At 68.8% G+C, this 21,593-nt stretch carries 18 protein-coding genes; 13 read left to right on the top strand and 5 right to left on the bottom strand.

All coding sequences use genetic code 11. The features are described 5' to 3' along the window. The first annotated feature begins 49 nt into the window (after nucleotides 1-49). The 11 genes from MLGJGCBP_RS05260 to MLGJGCBP_RS05210 all read left to right on the top strand — a co-directional run bounded on the left by MLGJGCBP_RS05260 (nucleotide 50) and on the right by MLGJGCBP_RS05210 (nucleotide 13,856). Nucleotides 50-976, top strand: a complete 927-nt coding sequence (locus tag MLGJGCBP_RS05260) for an AurF N-oxygenase family protein (RefSeq protein WP_160094325.1) — start codon at nucleotides 50-52, stop codon at nucleotides 974-976. Next, entirely contained in the window at nucleotides 973-2,784 is a 1,812-nt protein-coding gene (locus MLGJGCBP_RS05255; protein WP_160094324.1) for a DUF4873 domain-containing protein, read from the top strand. The genes MLGJGCBP_RS05260 and MLGJGCBP_RS05255 overlap by 4 nt, the downstream gene beginning before the upstream one ends. Nucleotides 2,785-2,822: 38 nt before the next feature. After that, nucleotides 2,823-3,965, top strand: a complete 1,143-nt coding sequence (locus MLGJGCBP_RS05250; protein ID WP_201452968.1) for an XdhC family protein — start codon at nucleotides 2,823-2,825, stop codon at nucleotides 3,963-3,965. A gap of 75 nt (nucleotides 3,966-4,040) precedes the next feature. Then, nucleotides 4,041-4,946 (top strand): FAD binding domain-containing protein, encoded by a 906-nt coding sequence (locus tag MLGJGCBP_RS05245; protein ID WP_087555045.1) that lies wholly within the window; start codon nucleotides 4,041-4,043, stop codon nucleotides 4,944-4,946. 2 nt (nucleotides 4,947-4,948) lie between these two features. Beyond that, nucleotides 4,949-5,527: a (2Fe-2S)-binding protein gene (locus MLGJGCBP_RS05240; RefSeq protein ID WP_087555046.1), complete on the top strand. Its 579-nt coding sequence runs from the start codon at nucleotides 4,949-4,951 to the stop codon at nucleotides 5,525-5,527. Beyond that, entirely contained in the window at nucleotides 5,524-7,926 is a 2,403-nt protein-coding gene (locus MLGJGCBP_RS05235) for an aerobic carbon-monoxide dehydrogenase large subunit (RefSeq protein WP_160094322.1), read from the top strand. Before MLGJGCBP_RS05240 ends, MLGJGCBP_RS05235 begins: the two co-directional genes overlap by 4 nt. A 30-nt stretch (nucleotides 7,927-7,956) precedes the next feature. After that, nucleotides 7,957-8,841: an XdhC family protein gene (locus tag MLGJGCBP_RS05230; RefSeq protein ID WP_160094321.1), complete on the top strand. Its 885-nt coding sequence runs from the start codon at nucleotides 7,957-7,959 to the stop codon at nucleotides 8,839-8,841. Next, complete coding sequence (locus tag MLGJGCBP_RS05225) at nucleotides 8,838-9,725, top strand: AAA family ATPase (protein ID WP_160094320.1); 888 nt, start codon at nucleotides 8,838-8,840, stop codon at nucleotides 9,723-9,725. The genes MLGJGCBP_RS05230 and MLGJGCBP_RS05225 overlap by 4 nt, the downstream gene beginning before the upstream one ends. Before the next feature lie 12 nt (nucleotides 9,726-9,737). Next, nucleotides 9,738-10,400 carry an SRPBCC family protein gene (locus tag MLGJGCBP_RS05220; protein WP_160094319.1) on the top strand — a complete coding sequence of 221 codons (663 nt, stop codon included), beginning with the start codon at nucleotides 9,738-9,740 and terminating at the stop codon, nucleotides 10,398-10,400. Then, on the top strand, nucleotides 10,397-11,614 hold the full coding sequence (locus MLGJGCBP_RS05215) for a vWA domain-containing protein (RefSeq protein ID WP_160094318.1): 1,218 nt from the start codon (nucleotides 10,397-10,399) through the stop codon (nucleotides 11,612-11,614). The genes MLGJGCBP_RS05220 and MLGJGCBP_RS05215 overlap by 4 nt, the downstream gene beginning before the upstream one ends. A gap of 481 nt (nucleotides 11,615-12,095) precedes the next feature. After that, nucleotides 12,096-13,856 (top strand): MOSC domain-containing protein, encoded by a 1,761-nt coding sequence (locus MLGJGCBP_RS05210; protein WP_160094317.1) that lies wholly within the window; start codon nucleotides 12,096-12,098, stop codon nucleotides 13,854-13,856. A 23-nt stretch (nucleotides 13,857-13,879) separates the two neighbouring features. On the opposite strand, the gene ligD is transcribed toward MLGJGCBP_RS05210, so the two are convergent. The 4 genes from ligD to MLGJGCBP_RS05190 form a co-directional block, all read right to left on the bottom strand. Next, nucleotides 13,880-14,851, bottom strand: coding sequence for a non-homologous end-joining DNA ligase (gene ligD, locus MLGJGCBP_RS05205; protein WP_087555053.1), 972 nt, complete (start codon nucleotides 14,849-14,851; stop codon nucleotides 13,880-13,882). Between the two features lie 140 nt (nucleotides 14,852-14,991). Continuing rightward, a complete protein-coding gene (locus tag MLGJGCBP_RS05200; protein WP_087555054.1) occupies nucleotides 14,992-15,426 on the bottom strand; it encodes a PAS domain-containing protein in 435 nt (144 codons plus the stop codon). A 70-nt stretch (nucleotides 15,427-15,496) separates the two neighbouring features. Beyond that, complete coding sequence (locus MLGJGCBP_RS05195) at nucleotides 15,497-17,137, bottom strand: serine/threonine-protein kinase (RefSeq protein WP_442972080.1); 1,641 nt, start codon at nucleotides 17,135-17,137, stop codon at nucleotides 15,497-15,499. A gap of 52 nt (nucleotides 17,138-17,189) precedes the next feature. After that, a complete protein-coding gene (locus MLGJGCBP_RS05190; RefSeq protein ID WP_160094316.1) occupies nucleotides 17,190-18,695 on the bottom strand; it encodes an MFS transporter in 1,506 nt (501 codons plus the stop codon). Between the two features lie 226 nt (nucleotides 18,696-18,921). Here MLGJGCBP_RS05190 and MLGJGCBP_RS05185 point away from each other — a divergent pair, with 226 nt between their 5' ends. Both MLGJGCBP_RS05185 and MLGJGCBP_RS05180 read left to right on the top strand, forming a co-directional pair. After that, the gene (locus MLGJGCBP_RS05185; protein WP_087555056.1) at nucleotides 18,922-19,551 is read left to right on the top strand and encodes a TetR/AcrR family transcriptional regulator; all 630 of its coding nucleotides are present in this window, start codon (nucleotides 18,922-18,924) and stop codon (nucleotides 19,549-19,551) included. A 168-nt stretch (nucleotides 19,552-19,719) separates the two neighbouring features. Then, nucleotides 19,720-20,208 carry an FBP domain-containing protein gene (locus tag MLGJGCBP_RS05180; protein ID WP_160094315.1) on the top strand — a complete coding sequence of 163 codons (489 nt, stop codon included), beginning with the start codon at nucleotides 19,720-19,722 and terminating at the stop codon, nucleotides 20,206-20,208. A gap of 201 nt (nucleotides 20,209-20,409) precedes the next feature. Here MLGJGCBP_RS05180 and MLGJGCBP_RS05175 read toward each other — a convergent pair whose 3' ends face one another. Continuing rightward, nucleotides 20,410-21,531 carry an AbrB family transcriptional regulator gene (locus MLGJGCBP_RS05175; RefSeq protein ID WP_160094314.1) on the bottom strand — a complete coding sequence of 374 codons (1,122 nt, stop codon included), beginning with the start codon at nucleotides 21,529-21,531 and terminating at the stop codon, nucleotides 20,410-20,412. Nucleotides 21,532-21,593 lie beyond the last annotated feature (62 nt).

The raw sequence follows: 21,593 nt of genomic DNA, 5'->3' as shown, positions 1-21,593 counted from the left end.
TGACCTGGATCACACCCGGGTTTACGTTTTACCTATAAACGGCAACGAGATGGAATCGCCCTCGACGAAGGGAAAAGCGATGTCTCAGCGTTCACACACGATCGACCGGGAGGAAGTCGCCGGCAGACTCCTCTCAGGTTCCGTCAAGCGTTCGTACGCACCCGTCGTCGACATCGACTGGGACGCGCCGCTCGAGGACGGCAAGTACTTCCTGCCGCCGCAGGTCCTGTCCCTGTGGGGGACCGAGATGTGGGACGCGATGAGCAAGGCGCAGCGCATCGAACTGTCCCGGCAGGAATCGGCGAACATCCTCAGCGTCGGAATCTGGTTCGAGAACATCCTCAACCAGGCCCTGCTGCGCGCGCTGCTGCACAACGATCCGAGTTCGCTGCACACCCGGTACATGCTCACCGAGATGGGCGACGAGTGCAGGCACATGACGATGTTCGGGCGCGCCATCGAGCAGATGGGTGCCAAGCCCTTCCAGCTCCGGTGGTACCAGGCGGTCGTGGTCAACATGCTGCCCAAGACATTTCGCGGAACCATGCTCTGGGTGGCCGCGCTGATCGGCGAGGAGATCTTCGACGCCACGCAGCGGCGCGTCGTCGAAGACCCGCAGTTGCAGCCGATGATCTCCCGGCTGATGCGGATCCACGTCACCGAGGAGTCCCGGCACATCCGCTTCGCGCGCGAGGGGGTGCGTCGCCGCGTCGCGGAAGGCCACCGGATCGACCGACTGTGGGTCGGCACGCTGCAGGGGATCGGTGGCCCGCTGTTCCAGCGGCTGTTCACCAACCCGGCCATGTACGAGCGGGCCGGACTGGATCCGAAAGAGGCGCGTCGACAGGCGCTGGCAAATCCGAACTTTCGCGAGAATCAACGCCGCGGGTTCGAATCGCTGGCAGCGTTCCTCGAGGAGAACGGCCTGATGCGAGCGACCTCCCGCGCGCTGTGGCGGCGCGGGGGCTTCCTGTGAAACCCGGAACCGCTGAACCGGACGTCCTCGTCGTCGGTACCGGATTCGCCGGATTGTGCATGGCGATCAAGCTGAAGGAGGCGGGGCAGGAGAACTTCGTCGTCCTCGAGAAGGCCGATCGGGTGGGCGGAACCTGGTGGGAGAACACGTATCCGGGGTGCGGGTGCGACGTGATGTCGCTGATGTACTCGTTCTCCTTCGCGCCCAACCGGAAATGGACCCGGATGTACGCGCGGCAGCCCGAGATCCTCGACTACATCGAGCGCGTGGTCCGCGACTACGACCTGGCACCCCACATCCGGTTCGGCGCCGAGGTGATCTCCTACGACTTCGACGAGACCACGGACCGGTGGCGGGTCGAGACCCGGGCGGGTTCCGTGTTCCACCCGCGGATCGTCGTCGCGGGACCGGGGCCGCTGCACAAGCCCAGCGTTCCCGCGTTCCCCGGACGAGAGTCGTTTCGGGGAACGGCATTCCATTCCGCCGAATGGGATCACTCGGTCGACCTGTCGGGTAAGCGGGTCGCGGTCGTCGGCACGGGAGCGAGTGCCGTGCAATTCGTGCCGGAGGTCGCGAAGACGGCAGCACACGTGGACGTCTTCCAGCGGACGCCGCACTGGATCCTCCCGAAGCTGGACCGCCCGATCACCGCAGGCGAGAAGGCGGTGTTCAAGGCTGTGCCCGGCGTGCAGAAGGCCTACCGCCACGCGATCTACTGGAGTCACGAATCGCTGATCGCCGGTTTCCTGCACCCACGGCTGATGACGGTGCTGGAGTCGGCCGCCCGGAGGCTGTTGCGGAGGCAGGTGCACGACCCCGTCCTGCGTGCCACTCTGACCCCCGGTTACACCATCGGATGCAAGCGAATCCTGGTGTCCAGCAACTACTACCCGGCCCTGCAACGGGCGAACGTCGACCTGGTCACGTCGGGTATCGCGGAGATCACCGAGCGCGGGATCCGCACCGAGGACGGACAGATGCACGACGCGGACGTCATCGTCTACGGCACGGGGTTCGCGGTCGGCGACCGATTCGAGAACGAGCACATCGTGGGTCGTCGCGGGCTGACGATCCAGCGGGCCTGGCGCGACGGCATGGAGGCGTACCTCGGTGTCGCGGTCACGGGGTTCCCGAACTTCTTCCTCATGATGGGGCCGAACTCCGGAGGCGGCAATCAGTCGATCGTCTTCGTCATCGAGGCCCAGGCGCACTACATCACCCGATGCCTGGCGCTGATGAAGAACCGCGACGCGACGCGGATCGAGGTGCGGGCGGGCGCACAGCGCGAGTTCAACCGGGTGATCCACCGCAAACTCGCGGGCTCGGTGTGGAATTCGGGTGGTTGCGACAGCTGGTACCTCGATTCCACCGGCCACAACCGGGCGGCCTGGCCGGGTTCGAGCGCGTCGTACTGGCGGCGCCTGCGCACCCCCGACGACCGGCACTTCGAGCTGAGTTCGCTCGCCGAACGCGAGGACGACACCGAGTACCGGGGGCCGGGTGTGCTCACGTCCGGCGACCTGACCGTGGCCGTCGAGGTCTTCCTGAACGGTCACCTCGAACCGCTGGACGGCCTGTACCACTGGTACGGGCGTGTCGTCGGCGACGGCGTCGACGCGGCCAAGCAGCGCAACCGCACCCCGCTGTTCCTCACGATCGGCGACGGTCCCGAGGTGCCCGCCGCCCTCGCCGAGCGCGACCCGTGGGGCCACTACCGGATCGCCGGGGCCGGGACGCCCCCGTTTCCGCTGGCACCGGTCGACGTCGAGGTTCCCGTCTCCCGGGCCAAACTCGCGTCCGCGGAATAAGCTTGGAGGCGAGTCGGACTCGAGCGGGAAGGGTGCTGATGCGCGACGTGCTGGCAGACCTGATGGCGGTGTGGACCGCGGGTGGAACGGCGGGCGTCGGAACGGTGGTCCGCACGTTCCGCTCCGCACCGCGGCCGGCGGGGGCGTCGATGGTCGTGGCGCCCGACGGTAGCGCGTCCGGTTCGGTGTCGGGCGGGTGCGTCGAGGGGGCGGTCTACGAACTCGCCACCGACGTCGCGGCGACGGGAACGCCGGTGCTACAGCGGTACGGGATCAGCGACGAGAATGCGTTCGAGGTGGGTCTCACCTGCGGCGGAATCATCGACATCTTCGTCGAGCCCGTCTCGCGGGACAATTTTCCGGAACTCGATGAGATCGTCCGGGACATCGAGAACCACCGGCCGGTCGCGGTCGCCACCGTCGTGGCGCATCCCGACCCCGCCCGGGTGGGTCGCCGGCTGATCGTCCGGCCCGAGGACGTGAGCGGTGCCCTCGGCTCGGACCGCGCCGACTCCGCCGTCACCGACGACGCCCGGGGTCTCCTCGCGGCCGGCGGCAGCACGGTGCTGACGTACGGCACCGACGGTCAGCGCCGCGGCGAGGGAATGGAGGTGTTCGTCGCCAGCTATGCGCCGCGGCCGCGCATGCTCGTCTTCGGGGCCATCGACTTCGCCGCCGCGGTGGCCCGGCAGGGCGCCTTCATGGGTTACCGGGTGACGGTCTGCGACGCCCGGCCGGTGTTCGCGACGCACGCGCGGTTCCCGACCGCGGACGAGGTGGTGGTGGACTGGCCACACCGGTACCTGGCCGGCCAGGCCGAGGCCGGTGCCATCGACGGCCGGACCGTGATCTGCGTCCTCACCCACGACCCCAAATTCGACGTCCCCCTCCTCGAAACGGCGCTGCGCCTCCCGGACGTCGCGTTCATCGGTGCCATGGGATCACGCAGAACCGACCTGGACCGGCGCGAACGCCTGCGCGAGGCGGGTCTGACCGACGCCGAACTCGACCGGCTGTCCAGCCCCATCGGCCTGGACATCGGCGCCCGCACCCCGGAGGAGACGGCCGTGTCCATCGCCGCCGAGATCATCGCCTGCCGGTGGGGCGGCACGGGGCGCCCGCTGGCGGAGTCGAGCGGCCGGATCCACCACGAGGAACCGGTCGATTCCCTCGTCGAATAGGGCGGTTCACCGGGGTTGACGGACCACCGGTTCTTGCGCAGGCTGAAAGGATCCACATTTGTGAGGTAGGTCACAATGCAAGTACCAGGATCCTTCGAATACGAGCGTGCAACGGGCGTCGACGACGCGATCGCCCTGCTCGACCGACTGGGCGACGAAGCCCGCCTCGTGGCAGGCGGCCACAGCCTGCTCCCCATGATGAAACTTCGCCTCGCCAATCCCGAGTACCTCATCGACATCAACGACCTCGAGGGCGAACTCGGATACATCACGACCGAGCGGTCGAGGGTGCGGATCGGTGCGATGACCCGGCACCGCCGGCTCCTCGAATCGGACGAACTCGCGGTGGCGTTCCCACTCTTCCGCGACGCCGAGAAGGTGATCGCAGACCCGGTGGTCCGCAACCGCGGAACCATCGGCGGATCGCTGTGCCAGGCCGATCCGGCCGAGGACCTCACGACGGTCTGCGGTGTCCTCGATGCCACGTGCGTGGTGCAGGGACCCGGCGGACGCCGCGAAATTCCCATGTCCGAGTTCCTCGTCGGACCGTACGAGACGGCACTCGCACACAACGAGATGCTCATCGAGATCGTGATACCCGTCCACGGCCACAGCTCCAGCGCCTACGCCAAGGTCGAACGGCGAACCGGGGATTGGGCGGTCACCGCGGCCGGAGCAGCCGTCACCGTGGAGGGCGGCGAGATCGCCCGGGCCGCCGTCGGTCTGACCGCGGTCGACCCCGACCCGTCCGGACTCTCGGACATCGCCGACTACCTGACCGGACGCCCCCCGTCCGAGGAGGCGTTCGCTCAGGCCGGGCGGATGGCCGCGCAGGCCTGCTCGCCGGTGCGCGACGCCCGCGGCACCGTCGACTACAAACGTCATCTCGCATCCGAACTCACGATCCGCACACTCCGTACAGCGGTCGACCGGGTGCTCCGCAGCGACGTGGAGCACGAGCCGACCGGAGAAGAGGCATAGCCATGCAGGTGAACATGACCGTCAACGGTGAAGCAGTGACCGCCGAGGTGGAACCGCGCATGCTGCTCGTCCACTTCCTCCGCGACCAACTGGGCCTCACCGGGACCCACTGGGGCTGCGACACCAGCAACTGCGGCACGTGCGTCGTCACCGTCGACGGCGATCCGGTGAAGTCGTGCACGATGCTCGCCGCGATGGCCGGCGGGCACGACGTCCGCACGGTCGAGGGCCTCGAGCACGACGGCGAACTCGATCCCGTCCAGCAGGGCTTCATGCAGTGCCACGGACTGCAGTGCGGGTTCTGCACGCCCGGCATGATGATGACGGCGCGGGCCCTGCTCGACCGGGAGGAGAGCCCGGACGAGGCCACCATCCGGGAAGCGATCTCCGGGCAGATCTGCCGCTGCACCGGGTACACCACGATCGTGCGCTCGATCCAGTGGGCGGCCGACCACCGGGCCGGCGAAGCCGCCGAGCCCGAACCGGCGGGCGACTTCGACGCGGACGTCCAGGAAGACAAGACGCGGGGCGCCGAGGGCACGCCGAAGACAGTCGAAGAGCATGTGGGAAGTGCGTCATGACCACAGTCGAATCGCGTCCGCCCTCGGGCGACGCCGACGTCGTAGACAACGACAAGAAACCGTGCGGCCACGGTCGCATGCTCCGCAAGGAGGACCCTCGCTTCATCCGGGGGCTCGGAAATTACGTCGACGACATCACCCTCCCCGGCATGCTGCACCTGGCGATCCTGCGGTCGCCGGTTGCGCACGCGCGGATCGTGAGCATCGACACCACTGCGGCGCAGGAACTTCCGAAGGTGACGGCGGTGGTGACGGGTGCCGATCTCGCCGCGAAGAACCTCGCGTGGATGCCGACACTGTCCAACGACGTGCAGGCCGTGCTGGCCACCGACAAGGTGCGCTTCCAGGGTCAGGAGGTCGCGTTCGTCATCGCCGAGGACCGCTATTCGGCCCGGGACGCGCTGGAACTGATCGATGTCGAATACGACATGCTCGATCCCGTCGTCGACGCGCGCGCGGCGCTGGCACCCGATGCGCCGGTGATCCGCGACGACCTCGACGGCAAGACGGACAATCACTGTTTCGACTGGGAGACAGGCGATGCCGCCGCGACCGAGGCCGTGTTCGCGAAGGCGGACGTGGTGGTGAAACAGGAGATCGTCTACCCCCGCGTGCATCCGGCGCCGATGGAGACGTGCGGTGCGATCGCCGACATCGACCGGGTGTCCGGCAAGCTCACCCTGTACACCACCTCCCAGGCCCCGCACGCGCACCGGACGGTCTACGCCCTCGTCTCCGGGATCCCGGAGCACAAGATCCGGGTGGTGTCCCCGGACATCGGCGGCGGATTCGGCAACAAGGTGCCGATCTACCCGGGATACGTGTGCGCGATCGTCGCGTCGCTCGTGACGGGCAAACCGGTGAAGTGGATGGAGGATCGCAGCGAGAACCTGATGAGCACCGGGTTCGCCCGCGACTACATCATGGTCGGAGAGATCGCGGCCACTGCGGAGGGCAAGATGCTCGCGATCCGCACGAAGGTGCTGGCCGATCACGGGGCGTTCAACGGCACCGCGGCCCCGGTGAAATATCCGGCGGGCTTCTTCGGCGTCTTCACCGGCAGCTACGACATCGAGGCGGCGCACTGCGCGATGACGGCGGTCTACACGAACAAGGCGCCCGGCGGGGTGGCGTACGCCTGCTCGTTCCGCATCACCGAGGCCGTGTATCTCGTCGAACGGCTCGTCGACTGCCTGGCATTCGACCTGAAGATGGATCCGGCGGAACTGCGGCTGAAGAATCTGCTGAGGCCAGAGCAGTTCCCCTACACCAGCAAGACCGGGTGGGTGTACGACTCGGGCGACTACGAGACCACCATGCGCAAGGCCATGGACATGATCGGCTACGACCACCTGCGGGAGGAGCAGAAGGAACGCCGCGAGCGTGGTGAGCTGATGGGTATCGGCATGGCGTTCTTCACCGAAGCCGTCGGTGCCGGACCCCGGAAAGACATGGACATCCTGGGTCTGGGCATGGCCGACGGTTGTGAACTGCGGGTCCATCCCACGGGGAAGGCCGTCGTCCGGTTGTCGGTGCAGACCCAGGGGCAGGGCCACGAGACGACGTTCGCGCAGATCGTGGCGGAGGAACTCGGCATCCCGCCGGACGACATCGACGTGGTCCACGGCGACACCGACAACACACCGTTCGGGCTCGGCACGTACGGCAGCAGGTCGACGCCGGTGTCCGGGGCGGCGGCCGCGCTGGTCGCCCGCAAGGTGCGGGACAAGGCGAAGATCATCGCATCCGGGATGCTCGAGGCGTCGGTCGCCGATCTGGAGTGGGAGAAGGGCGAATTCCATGTGAAGGGCGACCCCTCGGCGAAGGTGACCATCCAGGACATCGCGATGCGGGCGCACGGCGCAGGCGACCTTCCGGAGGGCATCGAAGGCGGACTCGAGGCGCAGATCTGCTACAACCCCGAGAATCTGACGTACCCGTACGGCGCGTACTTCTGCGTCGTCGACGTCGATCCCGGCACCGCCGTGGTGAAGGTGCGGCGGTTCCTCGCCGTCGACGACTGCGGCACCCGCATCAACCCGATGATCATCGAGGGGCAGGTCCACGGCGGCATCGTCGACGGCATCGGGATGGCGCTGATGGAGATCATCGAATTCGACGAGGACGGCAACTGCCTCGGCGGGTCGCTGATGGACTACCTGATCCCCACCGCGCTCGAGGTCCCGAAACTCGAGACCGGCTTCACCGTCACCCCGTCGCCGCATCACCCGATCGGCGCCAAGGGCATCGGCGAATCGGCGACGGTCGGATCGCCCGCGGCCGTGGTGAACGCGGTGGTGGATGCGCTGGCCCCGTTCGGGGTGCGGCACGCCGACATGCCGCTCACCCCGTCCCGGGTGTGGGAGGCCATGCAGGGCCGCGCGACACCCCCGATCTGAGTGTCGCCCGGTCGGCTGCGAGGAGGCCCGATGGATCTGAAAGAGCGTGCGGCGCAACTGGTGCGCGACCGCAGGCCGTTCGTCCACGCGACGGTGGTGCGGGCGCAGCCGCCGACGTCCAGTCACACCGGCGACGAGGCGATCCTCCTGCAGGACGGGACGATCGAGGGTTTCGTCGGCGGGCAGTGCGCGCAGAACTCGGTGCGCACGGCCGCGCTGGGCGTGTTGGAGCGCAACGAGAGCGTGCTGCTGCGGGTCCTTCCCGACGGGGCCGTGCAGTTCCCGGAGACCCCGGGCGCGTCCGTCGTGGTGAATCCGTGCCTGTCCGGCGGCGCCATGGAGATCTTCCTGGAGCCGCAGGTGCCGCCGCCGCTCGTCAGGATCTGCGGCACCACCCCGATCGCGCAGTGTCTGGCGGGCATCGCGGAACTGTTGGGGTTCACCGTCGAGCACGACGACGCCGGACAGTTCTCCGGCACCACGGCCGTGGTGCTCGCCGGCCACGGCGGCCCCGAGGCGGAGGTCATCCGCGCGGCGCTCGACGCCGGCGTCGGGTACGTCGGGCTCGTCGCCAGCCGGACTCGCGGGGGAGCCATCCTCGACACCCTGGGGCTCACCGAGTCCGAGCGGGCGCGGGTGCACACCCCGGTCGGCCTCGACATCGGGGCGCGGACGTCGGCGGAGATCGCGGTGTCGATCGCGGCCGAGTTGGTGCAGCAGTTGCGGAGAGCGGGACTGCGGGCCCCGGAGGACGGTTCGGCCCGGCAGACGGCGGTGGAGGCGGTCGATCCGGTGTGCGGGATGCGCGTCGTCGTGGGACCCGACACCGTCCACCTGCGGCGCGACGGCCACGACTTCTGGTTCTGCGGGCCGGGGTGCCGCGCGTCGTTCGCGCCGGAGACGGGAGCGGTATGACGCAGGGGTTCGAGGATGTGGCGGACGTGGTCCGGCGGTTCGACGCCGAGGACTATCTCCTGGACCTCGGAACCGCGTCGGCCCTGTACCTCGGCGCGGTCCTGCGCCGTCCGCTGCTGCTCGAAGGCGAACCCGGAGTCGGCAAGACCACCGCGGCGAAGGCCCTGGCGACCGTTCTCGGTGCGCCCCTGATCCGGTTGCAGTGCTACGAAGGCCTCACCGCGAACGAGGCGCTCTACGACTGGAACTACCAGCGACAGCTGCTCACCATCCGGCTGGCCGAATCGCGGGGCGACGGACTGACCGAGGACGACCTGTTCACCGAGGAATTCCTGCTGGAACGTCCGATCCTGCACTGTGTGAGATATCGGGGACCGACCCCGCCCGTGCTGCTGATCGACGAAATCGACCGAGCCGACGACGAATTCGAGGCTCTGCTCCTCGAATTCCTGGGGGAGGCGTCGGTGACCGTTCCGGAACTGGGAACGTTCACGGCCGAACATCATCCCGTCGTCGTGCTGACGTCCAACCGGAGCCGCGACCTCCACGACGCGCTGCGCCGCCGGTGCCTGTACCACTGGATCGACTACCCGGAGCCGGCGCGGGCGGCCGCGATCGTGCGTCGCACGGTGACCGTGGCGTCCGAACTCCTCATCGAGCACGCCACCCGATTCGTCGGCCGTGCCCGCGACCTCGATCTCGACAAGCCCCCGGGAATCGCGGAGACGATCGACTGGGTGTCCGCGCTCGCGGCGCTGGGTGTGGCCGATCTGGTGCGCGAAGACGCGATCTCGAGCCTGAGTGCACTCGCGAAGACCCCGGACGATCGCACAATGGTTCAGGACGCATTCGTCGATTACGCGCGCGGCCTGGCCACCGGATGAGAGGTTTCCGTCATGAAGATCGCCAACGAGTTCACCGTCAGCGCCCCGATCGAGCAGGCGTGGGAGGTGCTCAGCGACCTCGAGGAGGTTGCCCCGCTGCTGCCCGGCGCGCAGATGACCGGGCGGGAGGGCGACGACTACCTGGGGAAGGTGAAGGTCAAGGTCGGCCCGGTGACGAGTGAATTCAAGGGTAAGGCCACCTTCGTCGAACGCGACGAGAAGGAGCACCGCGCCGTGATCGACGCCCGCGGCCGGGACTCGCGCGGTTCGGGCAACGCGTCCGCGACGATCACCGCCCAGTTGCACGAGGCGGGCGACGGCACCCGCGTCACCGTCGACACCGACATGAAGATCGTCGGCAAACTGGCGCAGTTCGGCAGCGGGATGATCCAGCAGGTATCGGAGAAACTCATGGGGCAGTTCGCGGAATCGCTGGAAGCAAGACTCTCCGGAGGGCCGGCCGATCAGCCCGCGGCAGAACCCGAAACAGCCGGTACCGCCACCGACTCCGCCGCCACCACGACGCTGTCCGTGGCACGGCCCGCCGCCGAACCGGCGCCGCTGGACCTGCTGGCGCTGTCCGGTGCGGGTGCGTGGAAACGCTACGCCCCGATCCTCGCTGCCGTCCTCGCGGGAATCGTGGTCGTTCTCGTGGTGGGCCGCCGCAGGCGATGACCGCGTCGGGCATCCTGCGGGGTGTCGATCTTGCGGCGTTCGCCGTGGCGCTCGTCGCCCGGTTGCGGGCCCGCGGCGTCGTCGTCTCGGCGAGCGGTCCCGCGGTGTTCGTGCAGGCGCTTCACCTGTCGCCGCCGAGTTCACGTTCGCGGCTGTACTGGTCGGCGCGTCTGACGCTCGTCAACCGCGTCGACGACCTCGCATCGTTCGACGCGGTGTTCTCCGCGGTCTTCGAGGACGCGTTGCTGTCGGTCGACCCGCATGCGCGGCGCACCGCGGCCGGGCGGGAGTCGGCCCTCGCCGCCGTCCGCGACGGCCGCGACCGGCCCGGCGACGCGCAGGACGTCGAGGGCGTGCCGTGGATGACCCGACCACTGATGACCGGCGGCATCGACAACGCCGAGGACAGCCTGCACGACACGCTCACCGCCGTGCCGGACACACTGCCCAGCAGGCTCGTCGCCCGCGCCGACGAACCCTTCGCCCGATTCGACGCCGGCGACCTCCGGCTCCTCGGAGCCTGGCTGGAACAGGCCACCGCGGTGTGGCCGTCCCGCCGCACCCGCCGTCGCGAAGTGCATCGCCGCGGCAGGCGTATCGACCTGCGGGCCACCATGAACCGGTCGAGGGCCACAGGCTGGGAGCCGGTCGTGCTCGCGCGGAGCCGCGCCCGGAACCGTCCGCGCCGCATCGTCATGCTGTGCGACGTGAGCCGGTCGATGCAGCCGTACGCCGCGATCTACCTCCACCTGATGCGGGCGGCGGTGCAACGGCAGACTGCCGGCAGGCCGGAGGTGTTCGCGTTCTCCACGTCGCTGACGAGGCTCACCCCCGTGCTCGCCCACCGCAGCGCCGAGACCGCGGTCCGCAGGGCGAACGAGAAGGTGGTCGACAGATTCGGGGGCACCCACATCGCGGGCAGCGTCAGTGAACTGCTCGCGTCCCCGCACGGCAACGCCCTGCGCGGCGCACTCGTGGTCATCGCGTCCGACGGCTGGGACAGTGACGACCCGGAACGCCTGGCACACGCCCTCACCCGGGTGCGTCGTCGCGCCCATCGTCTGGTGTGGCTCAACCCCCGCGCCGGTGACCCCGGCTTCCGGCCGCTCGCCGGTTCGATGGCGGCCGCGCTGCCGTTCTGCGACGCCTTCCTCCCCGCGCACTCGCTGTCCGCGCTGCGCGACGTGCTGGACGTGATCGGCCGGCTGGGCTGACCGGGTGGCCCGACTCCACCCCCAGGGTGCCTGGTAGTCGTGGCGTCCGTCCCGGATGCTCGAACGACGGTGCTGCACACCGTGCTTCAGCTCACAGGAGGAACAATGTCGACTACCAGAACTTCCGCCAGGATCGTGGCGGCCATCGGGGCGATCCTCGCGGCCCTGTCGATCTCGTTGGTGGGAACCGCCGAGATCGCCGGCGCCAGACCCTGTCAGAACGATTGTCACGCACCCGTTCCCAAACCTCCGGTCGACGGCTGCCAACTCTGCAATCCCAACCCCCCACCGCCTCCGCCGCCACCACCCCCGCCGTCACGGTAGGGGAAGAGCTCGGCCTGCGGGACACGCGCCTCGCCCGCACGGTCGGGGCGCGTGTCGCGTTGCCGTCGCACGGCGAGTCGTTGCTCCGCGGGGTCGGATGACAGATGATCGATCGGGGGCCGATCGCGTGTCGTACCGACCAGAAGAGGCGAATGCCGTGGCCAGGCTCAGTTCACTGAATGTCGGGATGCCGCGGGACGTGTCCTGGCGGGGCCGGACGGTCCACACCGGCGTGTGGAAGCGCCCCGTCAACGGGCCGCGGATGGTCCGGAAACTCAACATCGACGGTGACGGCCAGGGCGACCTCGGCGGACACGGTGGTGAGATCCGCGCCGTGCTCGTCTATCAGACCGAGTCCTACCGCCACTGGCGCGAATACCTCCGCCGCGGGGATCTCGAACCCGGACATTTCGGGGAGAACTTCACCGTCGACGGTCTACCCGACGACGAGGTCTGCATCGGTGATCGCTACCGGATCGGAACCGCGGTCTTCGAGGTCACCCAGCCCCGCGTGACGTGCTACCGGGTGGGCATGCGCATGAACGAACCGCAGATGGCGGCACTGCTCGTGTCCCACCGCAGGCCCGGCTTCTACCTCCGGGTGATCGAGGAAGGGGAGGTCGAGGCCGGGCAGGACATCGTGAAGGTCGCGGCAGGCCCGGAAGCGGTGCCCGTCGCGGAGATCGACGCGCTCCTGTATCTGCCCGGCCACCCGCGCGACGCACTGGAGAGGGCGTTGCGGATCCCGGCGCTGAGCCCCGGCTGGAAGGAGTCGCTGCAGAACATTCTGGACCGAGCCGATTCGGGTGCCGGCGGAAACGTCGGGCTGACGAAGACCGCAGGCAGCCCGCCGCCCGCGTGGCCCGGCTTCCGCTCGCTCACGGTGACCGGGATTCACGAGGAGAGCCGCCGCGTCCTGTCGCTGTCGTTGGCCGCACCCGACGGCTCGGCGTTGCCGTCCTGGCAGGCGGGGCAGTCGATCACACTGCGCCTGCACCCCGACGACGTGCAGGGCCCGGTGATCCGCAGCTACTCGCTGTCCAATCGCCCCGGCGCCGCCGACTACCGGATCAGTGTCAAACGGGAACCGCACGGTGTGGCAGGCCGATACGTCCATTCCCGTGTGCGCCTCGGTGACACCCTCGAGGTGGCGGCCCCGCGAGGGACGTTCTTCCTGGACGGCGAGGCGCGACCGGTGGTGCTCGTCTCCGCGGGTGTGGGGGTGACACCCCTGTTGTCGATGTTGTACGCACTCGTGGACGCGGGGTCGTCGCGGCAGGTGTGGTGGGTCCACGGTGCCCGTGACGGATCCGAGCATCCCTTCGCCGAGGAGAGCCGTGATCTCCTGGACCGGTTGCCGGGCAGTCGTACACACATCGCCTACAGCAGGCCTGCCGAAACCGACAACAGGGGCGCCGACTACACCACCGCGGGCCGGCTCACGGGGGAGTTGATTGCGAGTCTCGGTCTGCCCGCCGACGCGGAGGCCTATCTGTGCGGGCCCGCGTCGTTCATGGCCGATCTCGGGTCCGCGCTCGCCGCCGACGGACTCGACCCCGCGCGGATTCACGTCGAAACGTTCGGTGCGGAAGGAGCTCTCAATCCCGGTGTGGTTCACGCTTCTTCGCGGGCGCCCCATCCGCCGTCCGGACCGCCGGGCGCAGGCCCCTCCGTCTCGTTCGCGCGCAGCGGGCTCACCGTGCCGTGGGACGCCGGTCGCGGAACTCTCCTCGACTTCGCCGAGGCGTGTGACGTGCCGACACGCTGGTCCTGTCGCACCGGCGTCTGCCACACCTGTGAAACGGCGCTGCTGTCCGGGGCCGTCGACTACGACCCGGAACCCATCGAACCGCCGGCGGACGGGAACACCCTCATCTGCTGCACCACTCCGTCAGAGGACGTAGTTCTGGACCTCTAGCGGTTCTGGACCTGTAGCGCCGACTAGTCCTCCGCGCCACCGGGATCCGGCTCGCCCTCGGCCTCGTCGCGGTCCGCCCACTCCAGCAGCGGCTCGAGTGAGAACACGGCGTCGTCGATTCCCGCGTGCAGATCACCGAGTGTCGCGAACCGCTTTGGGACGGTGGCGATCGTGAACTCGTGCGGGTCCACGTCGTCGATCTCGTCCCACGTCACCGGGGTCGACACCGTCGCGTCGGGCACACCCCGCACCGAATACGCACTGGCGATGGTGTGGTCGCGGGCGTTCTGGTTGTAGTCGACGAACAACTTGCGCGGATCCCGGTCCTTCCGCCACCATGTGGTGGTCACGTCCTTCGGCGCCCTGCGCTCCACCTCGCGCGCGAAGGCCAGCGCGGCCCGCCGGACGTCGCCGAATCCCCAGTCGGGCCGGATCCGGACGTAGACGTGCATGCCGCTGCCGCCGGACGTCTTCGGCCACCCCGTCGCACCCAGTTCGTCGAGCACCTCGTGCACCACCCCGGCGACGCGCCGCACCGTGTCGAACCCGCATTCGGGCATCGGGTCGAGATCGATCCGCCACTCGTCGGGACGTTCGACGTCCGCGCGGCGCGAGTTCCACGGATGGAACTCGACCGTGGACATCTGCACCGCCCAGATCACGTCCGCCGGGTGCGTCACGCACAGTTCGTCGGCGTGGCGGTTGTACCGCGGAAACGTCACGCGCACCGTCTGCACCCAGTCCGGCGCACCGTGCGGCAACCGCTTCTGGTGCACCTTCTCGCCGCTCAGACCGTCCGGGAAGCGGTGCATCATGCACGGCCGTTCGCGCAATGCGCGCACGATGCCGTCGCCGACGCTCAGGTAGTAGTTCGCGAGGTCCAGTTTCGTGGCGCCCGTGGCGGGGAAATAGACGCGCTCCGGGTGCGAGATCCGCACGGTCCGGTCGCCGACCTCCAGTTCGACAGCGGGTGACTTGTCCTTACCGGTCGCCATGCAGTCAACCTAACCCGCGGCTGATCGGGCCCGCGCGGTTTCGCGGCCATCCTCGTCACTCTGTTTGCACAGCGATTTGCCAGACGCGGGCGCAATTGCGCGGGAATCCGGCAAATCCGTGTGCAACTGTGGGCACGGGGTCAGAAGCCCGGGGCCCGGCCGCCGTTCCACAGTTGTTCGGTGACGTCGTGGAAGCAGACCAGGGTCACCGGGTCGTCCTGCCGGCGGAGGATGGGCCTGCTGACGAGTGCGCGGACCCGCGACCCGTCCTGATGTGCGAGGTCGACAGGGGTGGTCGCCGACTCGCGGAGGTGTTCGACCGCCGCGGCGCCAGTCGACGCCTCGTCCCAGTCGAGGAGTTCGGACACCGGACGTCCGCGCAGTGACGCGACGGGGTGCCCCAGCATCCTCTCGAAAGCACTGTTCACGTGGACGACCGTGCCGTCGTCCTCGACCGCCAGGACGGGAACCGGCAGGCGCTCGAGCAGGACGAGGGCAGGTAGCTGCTCGAGGTAGCCCAATGGGGTTTCCGGGATCGGGCGACGTCTCTCCTCATGATCTGCCTCTGCGCTCACAGCCCTATACTCTCACCGATTCCGACCGCCCGTCCCGTTGTCGCCGCAGACGGCGATTCAAAGGCGCGATTCAGCGGTATGCGGACTCGATCATCGGTTCCGTCGCGAGGACCCGGCCGTCGCCGCCGACGATGGTCAGGGCGGACGGGGTGAGCCGGTATTCGGTGCCGCCGTCGCCGGTGGCGACGAAGCCGTCACCGCTGGGGCTCGGGTCGTCGACGGAGATCGCGGCGCCGTCGCTGATACGCACGCCCTGGTAGTAGTAGCGTCCCACTCCCGTTTCGCAGACCACGACCAGAGACTTCGTGGTGCGACCGATGAACACGGCAGGGTTGGTGTAGTTGCATCGTGCATCGGACGGGGGCAGGAAGCCCTGCCGGTCGGCGCCCGACACCTCGCCGACGATCGGCGGCGGGGGAGCCGTGGTCGTTCTCGTCGTCGTTCTGGGCGGAGTCACGGCGGGCGGGACCGTCGCCGGCGCCGCCCTCGTGGTCGCGACGGGGACGTCCTCCGTGACAGGAGTGCGCACCTGACTGTTTCCGGCCGCGGCGACCGCGGGGGTGTCCGGGTTGTTCCGGTCCAGCACGAGCCATCCGACCACCCCGGCGAGTGCCAGCAACGCGATCACCAGCACGGTCACCGTCACCGGGACGGCCACCGAGCGCCGCGCCACCGAGCGCCGCGCAGGCGGGGTGGCGTAGGGAGCGGGCGGGTAGTAGGGCGGAGGCGGGGCGGGCGGACCGCTGTGGAACGCGGTCGGCGGGTAGACGGGTGGACGCCCGCGGTCGTCGACCCGCGTCGGCTCGGACCGCGGGACCGGCGACGGTTCCGGGCGGGTCGCGATGTCGGTTTCGGTCTTCCGCTCCCGAGCGGTCAGCGCGGAGCGGGCTGCCGCCGCGAAGTCGCCTGCCGTCCGGTACCGATCGCGGGGGTCCTTGGCCAGACCCCGGGCGATCACCTCGTCGAACGTGGCGGGCACGTCGGTCCGGATCGAGCTGGGGCTGGGCACGGGTGTGGTGAGATGCGCGCGGATCGCGCTGCTGATGCTGTTGGACGGGAACGGGATGGATCCCGTGAGGCATTCGTAGAGGACGCACGCCAGCGAGTAGACGTCCGCGCGGGCATCGACCGGCGCGTTGTCGAACCGCTCGGGCGCCATGTACGCGTAGGAGCCGACGGCGCTGCCGAGGGTCGTCAGCCGGAGGTCGGAACTCGAGTGCGCGATACCGAAGTCGACGAGGTACGCAAATTCACCGGCCGTGACGAGGATGTTCTCCGGCTTGACGTCGCGGTGGATGAGTCCGTCGGCGTGCGCGGCGTCGAGCGCCGCCGCGATCTGGTCGACGACCGCGACTGCGTGTGCGGGACCCATCGGGCCGCGCGACCGGAGCAGCGCCCGCAGATCCTGCCCGACGACCAGTCGCATGTCGATGTAGAGCACACCGTCGATCTCGCCCCAATCGTGGATGGGGATGACGTGCGGCTCCTGCAGCCGGGCGGCGGCATGCGATTCGCGGCGGAACCGCTGCTGGTACGTGGGGTCTTTCGCGAGGTCGACGTCGAGGATCTTGAGTGCGACGGTGCGATCCTTGGTGGTGTCGTACGCCTCGTACACCTCACCCATTCCGCCTCGGCCGAGCAGAGCCCGGAGATGGTAGTGCCCGAACTGCGTGCCGACCCGTGTACCTGCCGCCATTCGTGTTCCGTTCATGCCGAGTGTCGTTGAGTGCATTCTGCATGAGTGTCCGGGTTACCCCGGCGGATCAGTATGTGATGGCGGTGGTGGCCGTGTCGTCGTCGAGGTCGTCGGGGTGGGCGCCGCCTGGATGTCCGGTGTTGATGAGGACGAAGGCCACGGCGGCGGCGAGGACGAGGATGCCGCACGCCCACCAGAGGCCGGTCGAGAAGCCGTGGACCATGCTCTCCAGTTTCAGGAGCTGACCGGCCGCGGGGGTGGTGACTTCGGCTGCGTGGGCGGTGATATATGCGGCGGTGGCGCTGGTGGCGATGGTGTTGAGCAGGGCGGTGCCGATTGCGCCGCCGACCTGCTGCGAGGTGTTGACCATCGCGGAGGCGACGCCGGCATCGCGCGGGGCCACTCCGTGGGTGGCCAGGCTCATCGCGGGCATGAACGCGGTACCCATGCCGAGGCCCATCAGGAACAGGCCGGGCAGGACTACCGCTGCGTAGGGGCTGTCGACTGTCATTCGGGTCAGGATGACCAGTCCGGTGGCGGCGACCAGAAAGCCGGGAGTCATCAGCAGCCGCGGCGCGACTCTGGTGGTGAGGCGGGCACCGATCTGCGTCGATCCGATCATCATCCCGACCACCATCGGCAGGAACGCGACACCGGCGACGACGGGGCTGTAGGCGAGCACCACCTGCAGGTAGAACGTCAGAAAAAGGAACGTGCCGAACATGCCGATCACGGCGAGCGCCAACGACAAGTACGACCCGCCCCGGTTGCGGTCGAGCACCACGCGCAGCGGCAGCAGTGGCGCGGCTACCCGGGTTTGCACCACCACGAATGCGGTCAGCAGTACGACGGCCGCGATCAGAACCGCGATGGTCACGCTGTCACCCCAGCCGTCGGTGGCGGCGTGGCTGAACCCGTACACCACGGCCGCGAGTCCCGAACTCGCCAGTAGTGCGCCGGGGATGTCGAGGTGGGCCGGGTTGCGTCCGCCGGCGGGTTCGCGGATCTCCCACACGGCGCCGGCGACCGCGGCGAGGGCGAAGAAGATGTTGATGAACAGCGTCCACCGCCAGTTCAGGTATTCGGTGAGGATGCCGCCGAGGATCAGCCCGATCGCGGCGCCGCCGCCGGAGATGGCGCCGTAGATGCCGAATGCCTTGGCGCGTTCCTTGCCCTGCGTGAATGTCACCGTCAGCAGCGATAGCGCTGCCGGGGCGAGCAATGCGCCGAACGCGCCCTGCAGAGCGCGGGCGCCGATCAGCATCTCGGTGTTGACGGCGGCGCCGCCGAGCGCCGATGCCGCGGCGAACCCGATCAGCCCGACGATGAAGGCGCGTCGGCGGCCCCACATGTCGGAGATCCGGCCGCCGAGTAGCAGGAGCCCACCGAAGGCCAGGGCATAGGCGGTGATCACCCATTGCCGGTTGGCGTCGGAGAAGCCGAGGTCGGCCTGCGCGTGCGGGAGCGCGATGTTGACCACAGTGCCGTCCAGCACCACCATCAGCTGTGCCAGGCAGATGAAGATCAGTGCCTTCCAGCGGCGCGGATCGGGTTCCTGATCGGTGTTCGTCATGTGCTCACCTCACGGTAGAAGCGGGTGGAAGCAGGTCGGGGCGCATCAATTGGTGCAGTCGGGCGGCGCACGGCTGTCGGCGCCCGAAATGGCAAGGCGGGCGGAGCAATACCTGACGGACGCTCGCGTTCTCTATTTTGAGAGGCTAGTCTTCGCCCGGTAGGGGACGCAAGCGTTCACTCGATGCCCTCACCGTCACAGGAGGGTCGGAAGGATCGGATGCGACATGGCCGTCTCGACGAGCAGCAGCGAACCTCTCACCGCGCCGCCGCAGCGAAAGCGCGGTGCCGCACTGCACGACGCGATCTTGGCGGGCGCATTCGCGGAGTTGTCCCAGGTCGGGTATCGCGCGTTCTCGATCGAGTCCGTCGCCGCCCGCGCGGGCACCGGCAAGGCCAGCATTTACCGGCGTTGGCGCACCAAGCAGGAACTCGTGCTCGACGCGCTGAGCGCGCTGCTGCCGACGCCGGCGCAGAGTGGGATCGATCCCGTCCTCGATGAGTCGACGACCACCGGTGATGCGCTGCGGCAGGTGGCCCGGGCGATCGCTCGGACCCTCGACAGCCCGGCGGGCCAGGCGATGCGTGCGGTGAAATGCGAGTCGGTGACAGACCCCCAACTCGCTTGCGCCATCGAGGAACGTTTTCAGGCGCCCGGGCGTGCGGGGCTGCTCGCGCTGCTGCGCCGCGGCGTCGATCGGGGCGAAGTGCGCCCCGAGGCGGTCACCCCGCTCGTCGCCGGTGTGCTCCCCGCCCTCCTGGCTCATCGCATCCTGTTGCAGCGTGAACCGGTCACCGAAAGCGACCTCGTCGACATCATCGACACCGTCATCATCCCGCTCGTCGCCGCACCCTGAAGCTGGACGACATCAAACCGCAGAGCGCGCAACCCCTCGAAGCCGGAAACAGCACGATACACGCAGCGTCGGACGCGTGGATCGTCGAAAATCCGTTGCCCGCCGCTGCCGCGGTCCGTAGTGTCACGAGGCTTTGTCCACCCGTCGACTGAAGGAGTTCTTTTCGTCATGGAACCCGTCACCGAACACGACATCAGGTCGTCGTTCATCAATTGCTCCAAGGGCGACGCCAAGCGCCTGCCCGTCCCTCGTGACCTGGACGATCGGCCGTGGGAGGATCTCGACTTCCTCGGCTGGAGCGACCTGTCGTTTCCCGGTCGCTGTTATGTCGTCGTACCGCGGGAGGGTCGTCTGGTCGGCGTCGCGCTGCGCTACGAGACGGGCGGGTACCGCCGCGCGCAGATGTGCACGGTCTGCATGACCACCCATGCCAGTGGCGGCGTCTCGCTGATGACCGCGCGTAAGTCGGGGGAGTCCGGACGTCGGGGCAACTCGATCGGCACGTACATGTGCGCCGATCTCGCGTGCTCGCTGTACGCGCGCCGGAAGAAGTCGCCTGCGCTGGGCAGGCAGTACCGCGAGGATCTCGAACCGGAGGAGAGGATCGCGCGGGTTCGCGACAACCTCGACGCCTTCATCTCGCGCGTCTACGGCTGATCGAACCCCGACACACCAATCTGCAGCCCGGTGGCTGCCGACGAGAATGAGAGGTAGATGCCATGCGCCGACATTCGAGAATCCACTCGCCGACGCACCCCGAGTTCGGAGACTCCGCAACGGAACCCGGGGTGTGTGGGAGTCCTCTCCGGTCGAGGCGGCCCGGATGTGACCGGACCGCGTCGTCCCGAGAGGATCCCGCTACGCTCGCCGGCGCCGAGAACTGAAGTGGGCGAATGCTTTCGCCATGATCGGGGTGGTGACGAGCATGATGACCAGGCGCAGCACCTGAGCGGCCGCGACGAACGTGACGTTGGAGGAGGTGGAGGCCGACACGGCCAGCACCGCCGCCAGACCGCCGGGGGTAGTGGCGAGGTAGGCCTCGAGGAGGCTCGCACCCGTGAGGTGGGAGAGGAGGACGCCCAGGCCGGCGCAGGCCGCCCCGACCAGGAGCGTGAGCAGCGCGGCGTACGGCAGGATCCGCCCGATCGCCCGCAGGCTCGCCCGGTCGAATGCGAGCCCGGCCTGCCAGCCGATGAGGATCAACGCGGCGGTCATCAGCATCGGCGGCACCGAGACCGCGTCGCTCCAGCCCCCGAGTTCGAATCCGGCGCTCACCGCCAGCGGCCCCAGCGTCGCGGGTGCGGGCAGTCGCACAAATGACGCCACGGCGGTGCCGCCCACGATGAACAGTGCCAGGAACGGTAGTGCCACATACCATTCGGCGGCGCCGCCGCCGTCGGTGGCCGTCACCGTTCCCGCGCCGGTGTCCGCGCGGAAGCCGAACGTGACGATCATCGGCATCGACACCACGACGAGCGCCACCCTCAGGTATTGCACCACCGCCACGACGCGGTCGTCGCCGCCGAGTTCGCGGGCCATGGCGACGAGTCCGGTGGCGCCGCCCGCTGTCATGGAGAGGGATCCGGTCACCGCGTCCACGTCACGATGCAGCGCGAGGAGGGCGCCGGCGGCCACGCTGATCACCAGGGTCGCGGCCGCGATCGAGACCACCGGCACCCACAGCGAGCCCAGGGCGGCGATCGTCTCCCGGTGCACCATCAGCCCGACCGCGCTGGCCAGCACGCCCTGCGCAAGCTTGCCCAGCGGGCTCGGCACGCGGGACGGACCCCATCCGGTGACGGCCAGGGCCGCCGCGACTATCAGGGCCGCGAAGAGGCCGGCCGCGGTGAGTCCGATGCTCTCGCCGAGCGCCCAGCCTCCTGCCGAGAGTGCGATCAGTGCGACCCAGCGGAGTCCGCGACGACGCGGTTCGGATGCGCGCGTCGGCACGGTCAGTTCGGGGGTCTGCACGTCGTTCACGGGTGGGCGCCTACTTCGGGTGCGGTCGAGATTCAATGGTGTGCATCAATGTATACCTTAGC

Source organism: Rhodococcus sp. T7, from assembly GCF_009872365.1.
GTDB lineage: Bacteria > Actinomycetota > Actinomycetes > Mycobacteriales > Mycobacteriaceae > Rhodococcus_F.
The sequence above is the reverse complement of the archived record's forward strand: the minus strand, read 5'-3'. Positions and strand labels throughout refer to the sequence as shown.